13 protein-coding genes, 1 other RNA gene and 1 pseudogene are annotated in these 15381 nt (G+C 68.4%); 7 read left to right on the forward strand and 8 right to left on the reverse strand.

Annotated features, from left to right (window positions below; translation table 11 throughout):
- The first annotated feature begins 5 nt into the window (after positions 1–5).
- The 3 genes from ACIPTO_RS14880 to ACIPTO_RS14890 all read left to right on the forward strand — a co-directional run bounded on the left by ACIPTO_RS14880 (position 6) and on the right by ACIPTO_RS14890 (position 3137).
- Positions 6–980: a DMT family transporter gene (locus ACIPTO_RS14880; RefSeq protein ID WP_401191837.1), complete on the forward strand. Its 975-nt coding sequence runs from the start codon at positions 6–8 to the stop codon at positions 978–980.
- A gap of 55 nt (positions 981–1035) precedes the next feature.
- An RNA gene (gene rnpB, locus ACIPTO_RS14885) (RNase P RNA component class A) lies at positions 1036–1440 on the forward strand.
- Between the two features lie 821 nt (positions 1441–2261).
- Complete coding sequence (locus ACIPTO_RS14890; protein ID WP_401191839.1) at positions 2262–3137, forward strand: hypothetical protein; 876 nt, start codon at positions 2262–2264, stop codon at positions 3135–3137.
- Between the two features lie 117 nt (positions 3138–3254).
- Here ACIPTO_RS14890 and ACIPTO_RS14895 read toward each other — a convergent pair whose 3' ends face one another.
- Positions 3255–3893: a DUF6879 family protein gene (locus tag ACIPTO_RS14895; RefSeq protein WP_401191841.1), complete on the reverse strand. Its 639-nt coding sequence runs from the start codon at positions 3891–3893 to the stop codon at positions 3255–3257.
- Positions 3886–4155 carry a hypothetical protein gene (locus ACIPTO_RS14900; RefSeq protein WP_132886479.1) on the reverse strand — a complete coding sequence of 90 codons (270 nt, stop codon included), beginning with the start codon at positions 4153–4155 and terminating at the stop codon, positions 3886–3888. Before ACIPTO_RS14900 ends, ACIPTO_RS14895 begins: the two co-directional genes overlap by 8 nt.
- 227 nt (positions 4156–4382) lie before the next feature.
- Here ACIPTO_RS14900 and ACIPTO_RS14905 point away from each other — a divergent pair, with 227 nt between their 5' ends.
- Both ACIPTO_RS14905 and ACIPTO_RS14910 read left to right on the forward strand, forming a co-directional pair.
- Positions 4383–4793, forward strand: a complete 411-nt coding sequence (locus ACIPTO_RS14905) for a hypothetical protein (protein ID WP_401191844.1) — start codon at positions 4383–4385, stop codon at positions 4791–4793.
- A complete protein-coding gene (locus ACIPTO_RS14910; protein WP_401191846.1) occupies positions 4790–6925 on the forward strand; it encodes a tetratricopeptide repeat protein in 2136 nt (711 codons plus the stop codon). Before ACIPTO_RS14905 ends, ACIPTO_RS14910 begins: the two co-directional genes overlap by 4 nt.
- A 109-nt stretch (positions 6926–7034) precedes the next feature.
- On the opposite strand, the gene ACIPTO_RS14915 is transcribed toward ACIPTO_RS14910, so the two are convergent.
- Positions 7035–9869 carry an ATP-binding protein gene (locus tag ACIPTO_RS14915; RefSeq protein ID WP_401191849.1) on the reverse strand — a complete coding sequence of 945 codons (2835 nt, stop codon included), beginning with the start codon at positions 9867–9869 and terminating at the stop codon, positions 7035–7037.
- A 211-nt stretch (positions 9870–10080) separates the two neighbouring features.
- On the opposite strand from ACIPTO_RS14915, the gene ACIPTO_RS14920 reads away from it, so the two are divergent.
- Positions 10081–11343 carry a glycosyltransferase family 4 protein gene (locus ACIPTO_RS14920; protein ID WP_401191852.1) on the forward strand — a complete coding sequence of 421 codons (1263 nt, stop codon included), beginning with the start codon at positions 10081–10083 and terminating at the stop codon, positions 11341–11343.
- A gap of 48 nt (positions 11344–11391) precedes the next feature.
- Complete coding sequence (locus ACIPTO_RS14925) at positions 11392–12153, forward strand: hypothetical protein (RefSeq protein ID WP_401191855.1); 762 nt, start codon at positions 11392–11394, stop codon at positions 12151–12153.
- A 25-nt stretch (positions 12154–12178) separates the two neighbouring features.
- Here the strand turns inward: ACIPTO_RS14925 and ACIPTO_RS14930 are convergent, their stop codons facing one another.
- The 5 genes and pseudogenes from ACIPTO_RS14930 to ACIPTO_RS14950 form a co-directional block, all read right to left on the reverse strand.
- Positions 12179–12583, reverse strand: a complete 405-nt coding sequence (locus tag ACIPTO_RS14930) for a hypothetical protein (protein WP_401191857.1) — start codon at positions 12581–12583, stop codon at positions 12179–12181.
- 95 nt (positions 12584–12678) lie between these two features.
- Positions 12679–13098 carry a hypothetical protein gene (locus ACIPTO_RS14935; protein WP_401191859.1) on the reverse strand — a complete coding sequence of 140 codons (420 nt, stop codon included), beginning with the start codon at positions 13096–13098 and terminating at the stop codon, positions 12679–12681.
- A 207-nt stretch (positions 13099–13305) separates the two neighbouring features.
- Positions 13306–14271: a hypothetical protein gene (locus tag ACIPTO_RS14940; RefSeq protein WP_401192145.1), complete on the reverse strand. Its 966-nt coding sequence runs from the start codon at positions 14269–14271 to the stop codon at positions 13306–13308.
- A 183-nt stretch (positions 14272–14454) separates the two neighbouring features.
- A pseudogene (locus ACIPTO_RS14945) lies at positions 14455–14841 on the reverse strand (helix-turn-helix domain-containing protein); the annotation flags it as partial.
- Positions 14777–15298, reverse strand: coding sequence for a toll/interleukin-1 receptor domain-containing protein (locus ACIPTO_RS14950; protein ID WP_401191862.1), 522 nt, complete (start codon positions 15296–15298; stop codon positions 14777–14779). The pseudogene ACIPTO_RS14945 and the gene ACIPTO_RS14950, both read right to left, overlap by 65 nt.
- Between the last annotated feature and the right edge of the window lie 83 nt (positions 15299–15381).

The raw sequence follows: 15381 nt of genomic DNA on the forward strand, positions 1-15381 counted from the left end.
GCCGTATGACTGCACGCGGCTGGTTCCTGTTCTCCCTGATGGGAGTGGTCTGGGGCATCCCCTACCTGATGATCAAAGTGGCGGTGGACGCCCCGCTCTCCCCGTCCATGGTCGTCTTCACACGCTGCGCCCTGGGCGCCGCGCTCCTGCTCCCCTTCGCGCTCCGGCAGGGCGGCCTGACCCGCACGGTCCGCGCCCACTGGCGCCCGATGCTGGCCTTCGCGTGCATCGAGATCATCGGCCCGTGGTTCACGCTCACGGACGCGGAACGGCACCTGTCCAGCTCCACGGCGGGACTGCTCATCGCGGGCGTGCCCATCGTCGGCGTGCTCATGGCCCGCTTCTTCGGCGACACCGAACGGCTGGGAGTACGCCGGGTGGCCGGCCTGACCCTGGGCCTGGCCGGGGTCACCGTCCTCACGGTCCCGCACCTGACCGGCGGCGACGCTCGCTCGCTGGCGGAGGTGCTGCTGACGGTGCTGGGCTACGCGACGGCCCCGCTGATAGCGGCCCGCCACCTGAAGGACGTCCCGACCCTCCAACTGACCGCCCCCTGCCTGGCGTTGGCGGCGCTCGTCTACGCCCCCGCGGCAGCGGCGACCCGGCCCTCCGAGGTCCCCTCCCCCCAGGTCCTGGCCTCCCTCGCCGGCCTGGGCGTGATCTGCACGGCGGTGGCGTTCGTGGCCTTCCTGGAACTGATCAAGGAAGTCGGCCCGACCCGCTCGACGGTGATCACGTACGTCAACCCGGCGGTGGCGGTGGCAGCGGGCGCGCTGTTCCTGGGAGAGAACCTGACGGCGGGCATCGCGGTGGCCTTCACTCTGATCCTGGCGGGGTCGGTGCTGGCCACGGCGGGGCCGGGGGGAGCGGGCGGACCGACGGCGGCGGTTCCGGCGGAACCGACGGGGTCGGCGGTGGTCGCGGGATCGGCGGTACCGGGCGGGCCGGTGGGGCAGGCCGAACCGGTGAGGTCGGAATGACCCGGTGACGGTCGAGGGGCCGGTGCCTGCCCGGTAGCATAGTCGGCACGGCAGACGAGCCGGGCGGACGGTCGCGTGGAGTGCCCCCAGGGGGACTTCCCGAGGAACGTCCGGGCTCCACAGGGCAGGGTGATGGCTAACGGCCACCCGGGGTGACCCGCGGGACAGTGCCACAGAAAACAGACCGCCGGGGACTTCGGTCCCCGGTAAGGGTGAAACGGTGGTGTAAGAGACCACCAGTGCCCAGGGTGACCTGGGCAGCTAGGTAAACCCCACCCGGAGCAAGGTCAAAAGGAAGCACCCCGGTGCTTCTGCGCGGACGTTCGAGGGCTGCCCGCCCGAGTCCGCGGGTAGACCGCACGAGGCCGGTGGCAACACCGGTCCTAGATGGATGGCCGTCGCCGGGAGGACCGTGAGGCCCTCCCGGAAACAGAACCCGGCGTACGGCCCGGCTCGTCCTGTCGCACCCCTCCGGCCCAGGTCGGAGGGGGTGTGCCTTCTTCCCGATGCCTCCGGGGTTGAATCGGGGTCGAATCAGGTGTGTTGGCCGTTCCACGGGTCCAACTCACCCTTCGCGCCGCGATGGTTTGCCTTGTTGCGTCAATGGTTTTGCACAGCAGGGCCGGATGGGGTCAAGTCCCCAACTCCTGGATCACGTGCTCCGCGGAACTATGTCCGCCTTCACTGCTACGCCGCCTGCTCGGCGTTACCCGGCCCCGCCGTATCTGCCTGCAGCAGGACGAAAAGGCGGCTGAACGTACTCACACCTTCACGCCCTGCACAGCCACAGGCGGGTGCGCGTAGATGTCCAATCACCGCTGCCGCAGACAAGCCGCACTCGGCCGGCTGACCCCCGTCGAATTCGAGACCGTCATGATCGCACCAGCTCTCCAGGCCGCGTGACCGAACCTGTCACTTGGACCTGCACCAGACCCACTCTCGCCGTAGGCCCCATGGCGTGGACCGCGTTCGTTGAGTTCGCGGCCCTCTGACAGGGACGACGCCGACGGCAGGGCCTTGTGCGCCCGACTGGCAAGGGCCCTGCGCATCCCGCCTTCCTAGCCTTGGCGCCTCGCCCGCCAGGTGCCGCGCCGACGCTGGCTGTCATGACGGTCAACGTCCGTCCAGAGAGGGCTGGTTCTCGGCGGAGGGCGCCGTCACCTGCGACGTTCGGCACCGCGATGAACCCAGCCCGCACGCCACCGCCCCACGCATAACGAGGTCCCAACGGAGCTGACAAAGTAGGGCCCTTGGGACGCGGAGCCACTGTAGGTTCCTGCCATGAAACAGGGTAAAGAGGTCGAGAACCCCGAGTCGCGTTTCTCCGCGGTGCTGTTGGCGGCAGCGAAGCTCCCTGGTGTGCTTGTTCACAGAGAGGCGTACCTCCGAAGCGCGTTGGCTCGCCACTGCTCCGAGGACGACATCCGAAGAGCGATAGAGGAGACTCCTGCCGCGGCAGGCATCAGCGTCGAGGTTCTCGACAAGGTGGCCAACGATTCCATCCGCTACGAAACAGCCAAGGTCAGTGCCCTCTCCGCCGCCGCTGGCATACCCGGCGTCCTCGCCCTTCCCGCCACTGTGCCCGCGGACATGGCCCAGTACTTCGGTCACATGGTGCGTATCGCGCAGAAGCTCGCCTACCTCTACAGCTGGCCCGATCTGTTCTCCGAGGACGGCGACGACCTCGACGACGCGACCATGGGAGTGCTCACGCTGTTCTTCGGCGTGATGTTCGGCACCCAGTCGGCGAACGCGGCCGTGGGGAAGGTCGCCGGGATGATGTCTAAGGAGGTCGCCAAGAAGCTGCCCCAGAAGGCACTGACCCAGGGTGTCATCTACCCGATAGTGAAAAAGGTCGCGGCATACCTTGGCGTCCAGATGACGAAGCAGTCATTCGCGAAGACCGTCTCGAAGGCCATCCCCCTCGTAGGGGCCGCTGTCTCCGGTGGACTCACTTTCGCGACCTACCTTCCGATGGCCAAGAGGCTCAAGAAGCACCTGTCCAGCCTGCCGCTGGCGGATCCGTCGCACCGAGTGATGGACGAGGAAGTCCTGAACGGCGAGGTCGTGGAGGACCAAGGGCCTTTCGCCACAGCGCACGCTGAACAGCACGGCGCGGACACCACTACCGTCATGACGGAGGAACCTCAGTCATGACAAGGCGAGCGCACTCCTGAGTGCCGAAGGACGGCCGAGGCGGCGGACGTTCCCGTCATCGCCGCCGGGACGGTGATCCGTCGGCGGGAAGGCTCGCTCGTCACCCCACCTCGCTGATCACCGCGAACCGGGAGAACTCGTCCGAGTACCGGATTCCTGGGGTGGGCCCAGCGGGACGATCTCCCGTTCGAAGAAGTCGTAGAAACCCTCGGCCCGCTCGTAGAGCGTGTCGAATCCGAGTGACGTCTCGCGGATCAGCGCTCGGTCGGTGAACCGGTTGGCGCCTGCCGCGTTCCCGTCATCGTCGTAGACCACCTCGTACATGGCCACGTCCCCGAGAATCACCACCTCCGGAACCGGGCGGTCCTTCTCGATCTCCGAGATCCTGCGTGCATTGAGCACTCTGATGTCGTCGCCCACGTCCACGCGCAGCCGCAGCACGAAGAACTCCCACTGCACGTAGGGCGTGATCGGGAACTCCACAACCCGAAGGCGGCGGTGTGGGACGCCCAGTTGCGCCGCCTTCTGGAGTTCCTGTGCATAGTCGTCGCGTCTTTCGACGGCGAGGGAAAGTGCCCTCGTCCAGTCGCCGGCGGCGAAAGCCTCCCAACTCGGGAAGCCCCGCTCCTTGAAATGCTGCCCGCGTTCGAGCTTGTTTAGGAAACCGATGCCGCTGTTGTAGACCCGACTGAAGTCCGCGTGATATGCGGGGCGATCCATGCGCTCGGAAACCCCGTTGGGGAAAGAATCAAACACTGGGGATATCCGGCTTAGCCGCGACAATCATGTTCCTCGGGATCACCACGAGTCGTTCGTCGGCTCCGATCGAGACCCCGTCGGGCAGGTTCGCGCCGAGCGACTGGGTGAGGTCCCGGCCGATGACGGCGATGTCGCCGTTGGCGAGTTCCCAGATGTCAGGGCAGTCAGGGGTACCGGTGGTGTTCCCCAGCTCTTGGGGTGATTTCCCCAGCCGCCGTTTGAAAGTGGTGGCCGGATCTGCTTCCCATGGCCTCGTCACTGCCGTCGCCCCCTCGATCGGTTGGGTGGCGATACTCTAGCGCCGAACACGCTTGCCTCACCATGTGTTAAGCCTGGCTCGAGGGTGAAATGGCGGTGTGCCATGCCTCCTTGTCTCGTCTCGGCCAAGAGTGGAACGATATTGACCTGGAGAGGGAATCGCGCCAGCGTCTGAGAGACGCCACTTTCCCGCCATACTGTCGGAAAACGAGTGAATGGAGGGGCGCCGTGGACCCGGAGGTGACCGCGCTCGCACAAAGCGCAGGAACCACTTTGGTCACGCTGATGGCATCCGATGCCTGGCAACGCACTCGCGAGGGGCTCACCCAGCTCTGGCGCCGGATGCAACCCGAGCGAGCCGAGATCGTTGCTGCCCAGTTGGAGGCTGGCCGCGAAGATGTGCTGGCCGCCATGGCGGCAAATGACCTGGAGACGTTGAACGAACTGCGGCTGCAGTGGCAGGGGCTGGTCCGACGCCTGATCGTCACCCACCCTGGCGCCGCCCAAGAACTGCGCGCCCTGCTGGCCGAACTGGATCCCGACGGCTCGGCTGCCTCGTCGGTCACGCAGCACGCCACAGCCTCCGGTCATGCCCGGGCCTACCAGGCGGGACGAGACCAGCACATCGCCGAGCGATGACGGGCGGGATGGACGGTCACGCCGAGGACCGGGGGCGGGTCTATCAGGCGTCGGGCGACCAGCACATCAACGAACACCACCATTACGGCGGCGACACGTCAGGGGCGAGCGGCCCGGACTCGGTCCGGCGCCCGGCGGTCGGGCGGTCTCCGGTCGTGCTGCGCGACCGCACCGAGGTGATGGACCGCCTGAGGGTAGGCGTCGAGGTGGGGCACGGCGGTGAGGTCTATGTGCTCTACGGCATGGGCGGCTCGGGCAAGACGGCGGTCGCCTGCGCCCTGTTCCAGGAGGTGACCGGAGAACAGAGCCGGGTCGGCCTGTGGGTCAACGCCTCCGACCGTGCGAGCCTGCGCGCCGGCATGCTCGCCGTCGCCGCCGATCGAGGGGCGAGCGACGGCGAACTGCTCGCCGCACGCAACGGACTCAGACCTGCCGCCGATCTCGTCTGGACGTATCTCGACCGTTCCGCCGAACCCTGGTTACTGGTCCTGGACAACACCGACGAGCCGGAGATCCTGCGGGACGGCAACTGGCTGCGCACCAGTCCGCGTGGCACCGTCCTGGTGACCACACGGCGAGCGGCGGCCCGGTGGTGGCCGGGCGCCGAACTGCAGTACATCGGCGTACTGCCCCGAGAGGACGCAGCGCTCGTACTGGGCGATCTCGCACCGCACAGCGGTACGACGGAGCAGGCGGCGCGAGTCGCGGACCGGCTGGGGCGGTTGCCCCTCGCCCTCACCCTGGCGGGTGGCTTTCTCTCCCACCAGGTCATCGACCCCTGGACGATGGACGCCTATGAGGATCAACTCGACGGCGACGAACGGGTCCAACTCATCGATCGGGGAGCCGATGCACTGTCCGAAGCGGACCCCCGGCATCTGGTCGGCCTCACCTGGCAGCTGACTCTCGACGCGTTCGAAGCACGCGGACTCCCCGAAGCGGCGGCCCTGCTCAGACTGCTGGCCCGGTTCGCCGCCGAACCGCTGCCGCTGTCTCTGCTCAACCATGCCGACATCGGCGCCGTACTGCATCGAGCCCGAACCGAGACAGCCCTCAGGGCCCTCCTCGACCAATCGCTGTCCGAACTGGTCGACGCCGCCGGCACGCGCTGCGTACAGAGTCACGGCATCCTGCTCGACAGCGTCTCGGCGGCGACACCCGCGGACCTGGTGCCAGCCCTCGACACGGCAGCAGTCCGGTTGCTCGACGCGGCTGTGCCCGGCGTACCCGACGCGGGTCCGTATGACCCTCGACTTCGCCTGCTGGTACCTCACGCGCTGGTCCTGCTGCGGCATATCGGCGGGCCGTCCGTTGCCGACGCCCTCGCTGTCGCGACGCGGCTGTCGGTCGCCCTGCATCGGACCGGTGACTATCTCTCCGCCTGGGAGACCGCCCGAACCGCGGCGGACCTTGCCCAGCGATTCCTCGGCGCGGACCACCGTACGGTCCTCGCCGCCCGTTCCAGGGCAGGACGCGCGCTGTTCCGGCTGGGCAGGTACGCCGAAGCCGAAGTGGCGCTCCGCACGGTCCGGGACACCCAAGAACGCCTGCTCGGTGCTGACGATCCCGACACCGCGGACAGCGGCTACGGCCTCCAACTCGTGCTGGCGAACCTCGGCCGACGTGAGGAATCCGTCGCGCTGCTCCGTGACACCGTCGTCCGGCGGCGCACGGCGTTGGGCCCGGTGCATCCGCTGACCCTGCGCGCCCGCGCCAGCCTGCTGGAGATGCTGCCCGCCGCCGAAGTGGCCAACGAGGAACGCGGCACACTGCTCATGCTGCCGTCGGAATGCGATCGGCTCCTCGGCCCCGACCACACCGTGACACTGGGCGCCCGACACAACCACGCGTGGGCGCTGTACCTCCTGGGCCGATTCGACGAATCGGACCGTGAGATCAAGCGGGTCGCCGAGACGTATGTGCGGCGCTTCGGGCCCGACTACCCGATCGTGCTCGCCGCCTGGCAACTCTTCTCCCGGACCCGGGCCGCGCTCGGACACGTGGCGGAGGGGATCACGCTGATGACCGACGTCGTCGAGCGGCGGGAACGCAGCCTGGGCCCCGAACACCCCTTCACCGTCGCGAGCCGACAACTGCTGGGCGCCTACCGGTCAGGGCGATGGGGGCCGTAGTGGATGCGACGGGACGGGAGCGCCCGCACGGACGGTGCGTGAGAGCAGGTGGCATGGGGGTCGATGTGAGTACGGACACGGGGTGCTACCCGCAGGCCGTGCTCGGCGGCTAGGGGTTGTCGCCGTCGCCGCCTTCGGCCGGTGAACGGACTGTCTCCACGGACTCGTTGGCGGTGAGCTCGCAGAGAAAGACAGCCGTGGCGGTGGCCCCGGCGGCGCCGATGGCCCGTTGGATGCGCAGCGCCTCGCCCACCCGTTCACGGGCGGTTTCGATGTCGCCGGTTGCCCTGGCCGCCCGACCGAGACCGGCCAGCGCATCCGCTTCTTCGAGGGGACTGCCCAGGTCGCGGGCGATGTCCAGGGCGGACTGGTGCGCGGCTGCTGACGCCGAAGGCTGTCCGACGGACAGTTCCAGCTTTCCCAGCGAGTTGTTCGTCGCGGCCAGGCCCAGGCGCTCGTCGAGTTCGCTGTAGAGGTCGTGTGCCTCGCCGAGGCACTGCCGTGCCTCGGTCGGCCGCTCGGTGCCCAGCAACAGGTCGGCGAGTTCCTTCAACGCGCACGCCATCCCAAGCTCCTCACCGATCGCCCGGAAGAGAGTCAGGGACGTGGCGAAGGCGTCTTCGGCCTCGCCGTTCCTCCCGAGCTGGTGCAACGCGGCGCCGAAGTCGATGAGGAGTTCCGCTTCCAGGGACCGGTCGGCGAGCCTGGCGGCCAGTTTCCTTGCCCTGGTGAGCAGTTCGACGGATTCCTCGTACCGGCCCATCAGACGAAGGACACTGCCCAGCTTGGTCGTCGTCTGCGCTTCGACGAGAGCGATGCCCAGCTCCTGGGAGAGCGCGAGAGCCTCACCGAGAGCTTCCTGGGCCTTGTCGTAGTGGTCCATGAAGTACCAGGTGTTGCCGAGGTTCTTCAGCGCGGTGACCCGGCCCGTGGCATTGTTCAACTCCTCGTGGAGTGCGAGCGCCTCGCTGAGCTGCAGCTCTGCCGCAGGGTAGTCGTCACGGACGTAGGCCAGGCTGCCGAGTTCCACCATCGCGTCCGCCACGCCCAGCCGGTCCCCCGTCGCACGGCTCAGTTCCAGCGCCTGGCGGTACCGGTCCGCGGCGTCATCGTAGTTGTCGGTCAGGAAATGCACCGAGCCCAGCTCAAGCAGGGCGGCGGCCTGGCCGTGTACTTCGCCGGACTCGGAGAAGGCATTGAGGGCGGCTGTCGTGGCTGTCTCGGCCTGCGGATAGTCACCGTGTTGCCGTTGGGCGCTTCCGAGTTCGAGTAAGGCGGTGGCCTCCGCGACCGAATCGCCCAGGACCCGCGCCGCCGTGACCGCGTCCCCGTGCAGTCGGGCGGCGACGTCCCATGGGCCGCTCAGGCGCAGGTGCTGTGACATGGCGGCCGTCAGCGTGATCACCCGTGGTGGACTGTCCGAGACGGTACGCAGACAGGCGAGCAGATTGCCGCGTTCGGCCGCCATCCATGCCATCGCCGCCTTCCGGTCCGCGAGTGTCGGCAGACCGTCACGGTCGCGGGCAGCGCGGGCTGCCGACGTGAGTGCGGGCGGGGTCGAGGCCGCTGCCTCGCGGAGCAGGCTGTCGGCGTTGAGGGTGGCATTCTGGAAATAGTCGAGGAGCCGGTCCATCGCGTTCTGCCGCAGGTCGGGGTCCCGGTCCTGATTCAGATCGCGCAGATACTCCGCGATCAGGTCGTGGAGTTCGTAGCGGCCGAGGACATGCTCGTCCAGCAGGTTGTCGTCGTACAGAGCCTCCAGCTGCCTGGTGGTGCCGCGCAAGGTGCCCGCCGTGAGCGCCGCGCCCGCGTACGCGTCCAGGTCCGGGCCCGGGTGCAGACCCAGCATGGTGAAGAACTCCTGCCTGACAGGGGACAGGGCGCGGTACGACAGTTCGATGGCGGCTGCCACCTCGACGTTCCGGACGCGCAGAGCCGCTAAGCGGTCCACTCCGTCGCGCATCTCCGCCACCAGATGCTCAACGGTGAGAGCTTTCCGGTTGCGCATCCTTGCCCCGAGCAGGGCGATGGCCAGCGGAAGGTGCCCTGCCAGCTCCATCAGTTCGCTGACCGGGCTGCCCGGCGGCAGAGGACGTTGGGCGGTCCGGTGCAACATCCGCGCTGCCTCGTCCGGCGGCAGCACGTCGAGGGGGATCGTCACCGCGTCGAGGCCGGTCATCCGGTGCCGACTGGTCACCAGTACCAAGGACGAGGGTGAACCCGGCAGCAGCGGGCGGACCTGCGCGTCGTCCAACGCATTGTCCAGCACCACCAGCACCTTGAGGTCGGCCAACCGACTCCGCCACAGAGTTGCCCGTTTCTCCAGGGTGCCCGGCAAACTCCCCGGCGGGACGCCGACCGCGGTCAGCAATTCCGCCAGGGCTTCCGCCGGCGGTACGGGCCGCTCGTTCGAGAACGCGTGGAGGTTCACGAACAGTTGCCCGTCGGGAAACCTGTTCCGCAGCGTGTGACCGGCGTGGGTGACGAAGGCCGACTTGCCCACGCCCGGTTTACCGTCCACCGCGTGCACGGCGATCACCCTGTCCTGGGCCCTGGAAGTCCGTACGGCGTCGGTGAGGATCTGGAGTTCACGCTCACGGCCGGTGAAATGGGGGGTGTCCCGCGGTAGTTGGTTGCGCGGCGGTACCTGTGACGTGTTGTCGGTCGCGGTGGAGAGAGTCTCAAGGGCGTCGAACAGACCGAGCACATACTTGCGACGGCGGTCCGAGACACCCTTCGACCCCCCGATGGCGCCCAGACAGTGATCGACGTACCGCTCCACCAGGGACCGGTCGAAGGCCCGTTTCCACTGGCCGCGCTCTATGGCTGAGATCGTGGCGTCCGTTCTGCCGGTCGGTTTCTGCAGGTCGACCTGCCGGAGCTTGGCCTCGCGGCGCAACCGCGCCATCTCGAAGCCCAGCGCACGCTTCTGCGGATCGATCATGTTCCGCCCTTCTCTCGTGGCTTTCCAGTGGATTCCAGTGCGGCGATCGCCCCCACACCCTGCTCACCTGCAGGAACATCCATTTCTTCGTCGTCGGTTCCAGAGTTCGACCGGTGAAGGTGGCCTGGAACGGAGGCTGGACCCGCAAACGCGAACCAGCTCCAGGCCGTCCGGCCGGGGCCGTGGCCAGGCAGCGAGAACGGCTAAGAGGATGACAGCGCAACCGCGTACCGAGCACGAGTCGCACGGCCCCGGCACGCCGAGGTCGTATCTGTTCCTCTGCCCGATGTGGGCGCCGGCCCGGGGCGGGGTGCCCGCGTTCAACCGTCTGATCGCAACAGCGATGGCGGAGACCGGACACCGCACCGCATGCCTGGTGAAGAGTGCCACCGTCGAGGAACACGAGGACGCACGGCGGTGCGGTGTGACGCTGCTGACCGCCGAACGGACCCCGGCAGGTCCGGACTTCCTGCTGCGCGCGGCGTCTGCTGTCGACTTCGGCCCTGACGTGATCGTGGGGCACGACCGGTTCAGCGGCTGCGAGGCGTGGGCCTATGCCCGCCAGTACACAACCGCGCAACTGGTGTACATCGCTCACACCGTGCCCGCGGAGATCGAGCGCTACAAGGACTCGGGGAGGGCCACCTCCCGGATCGAGGAACGGGAGCGGATCATCCGCGAGGTGGGTGCGGCGGCCGATGTCGTGGCCGCCGTCGGGCCGCGGATCACCCGCTGCACGACCGATCTGCTCGCCGGGGAGTACACCACGCGTGTCGACGGCGTAGTCCAGCTCGACCCGGGCATCACGATGACCGCCCTCACGGCCCCACGGCGTCCGCCCGCCAGTCGGCACGTGCTGGTGCTCGGGCGCACCGAGGACATCGGCCTCAAGGGGCTGGACATCGCGGCCCGCGCGGTCGCCGCTGTCCCGGTACTGCCCGGACCGCCGCTGACTCTCCTGGTCAGGGGTGCCGCCGCCGACGAGTGCGACGGGCTGCACGAGACTCTGGTGAAGGTGTCCGGGCTCGCCAGGGAACGCGTCGACGTCCGCCCCTACACCGTCGACCCGGCCGAACTCCGGCGAGACCTCACCCGGTCCGCCCTGTGCCTGATGCCCTCCCGCGTCGAAGGCTTCGGCCTGGTCATTCTGGAGGCGATTGCTGCGGGTGCGCCCGTACTGATGAGTGGGAGCAGCGGTGTCGCCGAGTTGCTGCGCGAGGTACTGGGGCGCAGCGCGGAGCCGATGATCGTGGAGATGTCCGATGACGAGAAGACCGACGTTCGCCGCTGGAGCGACGCGATCGCCGAGGTGACCTCCGACCTCAAGGCATCTTTCGAGTATGCCGAGGAGGTACGGACGCGTCTGGTCGGGCTGCTCGACTGGCACGACACCGCCCGCACCCTGGCCACCGCCGTGGATCGTGCCGCGGGCACGGCCCACGCTCACCCAACCCGCCCGGTACGTCCTTTCTGACCGGCCCGTATTCCCGTGACGCGAGGTCAGGACGCCCGCGATTCGGGTATGTACGCCACCGAAGTCCGCGTACAGGGGGAGGCGGCGGAGATGCTGTCGGTGATGGTGAACATCGCGGTCGGGCTCGTGACCAGCGTGATCAGCGGTGGCTGCGTCTGGTTGTGGCAGCGCGGCAAGCACGCTCGCGCACTGCGGCGCAAGGAGATCTTCTTCGGCATCGTGCCGGGCGGGGAATGCCTGATCGTCATGAACGACAAGTACGACCGGCCCGGCAGCGCGGCCCATCGGGACGTGCGTGCGATGGTCGAGGTGGCGACGCTGGCGAGTGAGTTGGGCTGCCAGGTGTCGCTGGAGTCGAGCAAAGACTTCCATGCGAGCAACGCCGGCCGGACCGAGTTCTGCATCGGAGGCCCGTGGAGCGGCTCCAACCCGCGCACGGGCGGCCACTTGGCCGCCCATGTCCCGGGAGTCGCGTGGCATCCGTTCGATTCCGGGCCGGACTCCAATGCGATCGTGGTCGGAGGGGACCTGTTCCGGTGGGACCGAGGCAACGAGGAGTACGCGCTCGTCGCCAAGTTCACGCCCCCGGAGTCGGCCTGTCCGGTTTTCCTGGTCTGCGGTCAGAGTTCGCTGGCCAATCAAGCCGCAGTCCACTTCCTCAAGCGCACCCATCCGGAATTGGCGAAGGCCGTCCCATCGATCGACCGGTTCTGCATCCTTGTGCGGGTCTCGTCCATCGCCACCTACGGTTTCCAGCGCACCGGCCTCGAACGCGACGTCACCGCCACCGCTTTCACCGCCGCCGCCTGACCGCGGGTAGCCCCGGCCTGTCCCGCTAGCGGACTCCGACGCCGAACTCCCCGGCCTCCACGCTTCCGGTCGACGTCAGCGAAGCGTCCCTCATTTTCCACATCCCGACGAGCGGCGGGGTCGGCCTTACCGCGTAGTCGGGTGCGACGAAGTACATGCCGCCGTCCGTCCACAGGGCCAGGTACGAGGCCGTCGCACTCCGCACGGCCTGCGCCGTGCCGCCCGGGGCGGCCCCGATGACCATCACAGGCGCCGGATCGGGGCCCGTCCACTCGGCAGTGAAGAACTCCGGCTCGGATCCCAGTTGCTGCGTGATCGCCGCGCGGAAGTTCGCGATCGATTCCTCGACGCCGGCCTGTGAGGAGAACTTGCGGCCGATGTATGAGAGTTCCTCTCGGTGCCGCTGACGGCGATTTCCGAAGAGTGGCATTGCGTCCTCCAAGGAGACGGGGGCGAGGGACAGAGCATGAGAGCCGGCGGCGGCCCGTTGCCGCCAGCCCCTGACGCCAGGGGACGAGACGATTCTCAGCCCGCCATGACACGGGTGTCGGGGTCGGCTTCGCTGAACGACTCGGAGACCTTGTCGACCAGCTTCCGGGCATGCATGCCGCCGGTGAGACCGTGCGGTGCGTAAAGCTCCACGGAACGCGTCGTCCCCCGGTCCCACACGTACATGTGGACCGCTGTCCCGTTACCCGTGCCGCCGCCGGCGAATTTCGGTACGAACACCCCCACCGTGAAGTCGGGCGGGTTGTCGTCCAGGCTCGCGAACGGTGAGTCGTTGGTCGGGGTGAAGTAACCGCTCTGGTCGTTACCCATCACCTTCGCCGCCGCGCCACCGAGGACGGAGCCCACGCCCCGCGCCTTCTGAGCTCCGATGCGGAACACCTCGGCGCACTGCTTCAACGTGAGTGTGGTGTTCAGCTGTGCCTGCTTGCTTCCCATGTACCAACCTCTGATTCGTGTACAGGTTCCCGGCAGCCCACTACGGGGGGCGAGACCGTGACGGGGACGGCGGACGCGGCATCGCGAGGGGGCGTGCCTGCCACCCCTGCCTCCCCCTCGCCACGGGCAACACCAGTCCCTGCCCCCTCGCGACGAAAAAAGCGTATGGGCCGGGTGGGAGCCGCACCATCGTTGCCTGTTGCCAGATCAACCGGACGTCGTGCAGCCCGCGCAGCGCAGCGCGGCCGTCACCCGGGCATGCAACTCCCGCATGTCAGGGCGAGTGTGCCGACGACGCAGAGAGGCCGCGAGCATCCGGAACTGGGTGCGGACGGCATGGGAGCACAGGGCCTCGGAGTCCTGCAGCAAGCCGTCCAACACCGGAACGACTGCGTCCAGCTCGCCGGAGGCGGCGAGGCCGAGGGCGAGCCGAGCGGTGAACAGGGCACGGAGTCTGGTGATGCGAACCGGGAGCCGGCCGAGGCCGGTGAGTATCGCCGCCGCGGCCTCGGCCGGTCGTCCGAGGTCATACAGGCACCAGCCGCCCACCAGGCTGCCGAGATCTGACGTGCACTCCGAGCCGACGACCAACGTGGCAGGCCGGGGCAGGGCTTCCCGGCTCGTCCCGGCCCTGGCCTGTCGGCTCTCCTCGAAGCCGACTGCGGTGGCCGCCTGCAGCAGCTCACCTGCCCGGTCCAGGGCAGCCGCACAGAGATCGCCGCTCCCCGCCAGCGCCAGGCCCTGAGCCTCCCGGAAGGCGGCCTGTGCGTGGACGCGCGGGCTGCCGGTGCCGCGTCGGCCCGCCTCGGCGGCGTACTCGGTAACCCTTCGGGCGTCTCCCTGATACAGCGCCAGTCCGGCCCTGCGGATCAGGGTGTGGTCGGCGAGATCGAAGGCGCCGGCTTCGATGGCCAGGGACTCGGTCCGCGCGATCCATCGCTCGGCGTCCCGCCCGTTCCCCGCCTCCTGCGCCATCCATCCCGCGAACTCGCAATAGAACGCGAGGAGTTCCAGGTACTGGCGACGGACTGCCGGGGTCCGCGCGGCTCGCGAAAGTGGGCCCAGCAGATCGACGGCGCTGCTCACCTGCCGAAGGACGGACGTCGGCGACATCCGATGGGCGAGGCGGCGCAACTCGACGAGGTGGAGGGCGAAGTGGGCGACGGACCGCACGTCCTCCCCGTCGTCAACTGCCGGTAATGCGACCGAGCAGAGGGCCGGGGGCGGAGTCGGGCCGGAGTCGGCACCCGTATCCGGCGGCCCCCGCGTCACATCCGGATGCGGGACAGAAGCAGAAGACGAGGCAGCTCGCCGGGCAGGTGCCTCCACCAGGCCGGACAGTTTCCCGTTGGCGCCCAGGGCCGAGTCGCACAGCCGGGCCAACTGCTCGCTCGCCGTCCGTTCCCCCGACTCGACCCGGCTCAGGTAGGAGCGCGAGTAGTGAACAAGGCCGGACAGCCCGGACAAGGACAGTCCAGCCCGTATTCGGTGTAACTGAAGTGCTTGCCCGAAGGGGACTGACGGCATGGCGGTACTCCTGCCGAAGGCGCTGAGAGCAGGACGATATCGGCTGAACTGGCTACTTGTCCGGCGATTCCCTGTGGGCTTCGGCTGCTCAGGACGCGCGGCACGCGGATCCGCCCCGAACCCCGACGGATCCGCGTGCTCTCCGAGGCCGTCAGGGTGTCGGGCCGAGCATGGCGTCGATCTCGTCGACCAGCCGTTCCAGGTCGGCCGGGGCATACCGGTGATGCAGGCGCAGGTACTGATGGCTGCTCAGCTGTGCGATGGCCGGGGGCAGTTCGTGCTCCTGCGGTAGATTTGCGTTCAGGAGAACCGGGATCACCCGCACCCCGCTGTGGAACGCCTGAAGGATTTCCCGGCGCACCCAGTCGGCCGGATTGTGCAGGCGCGGCCTGCCGTTGGGGTCGGTGGCGTCCAGCCAGCGCGGGCCGATCACTGCCAGCAGCACGGAGGACTCCTTCACCGCGTTCAGAATGGCGTCGGCGAAGTCCTCGCCGGGACGGATCGACCGAGGGGCGCGGAAGACGGCCTCCGGGCGGAAACGGGCGCATAGCGCGGTGTCGATCAAGGCCGCACCGAACGGCTCGTCGCCGGTCCGGTAGTTGATGAAGATGCGTGTCGAGGGCTGGCCGCCCGGCTGCCGCCGGCCCACCGAAGCGGGGGTGTCAGTGCTCATGACGGGATCGAATCGCAAGGCCGAGGGTGAAAAAAACGGCCTCGAGGTGAAAACGGGTCGCTCCCACGGGAGGCCTCCCGCGC

Origin of the sequence: Streptomyces sp. NPDC090083 (assembly GCF_044747445.1) — a bacterium.
Taxonomy (GTDB): Bacteria; Actinomycetota; Actinomycetes; order Streptomycetales; family Streptomycetaceae; genus Streptomyces.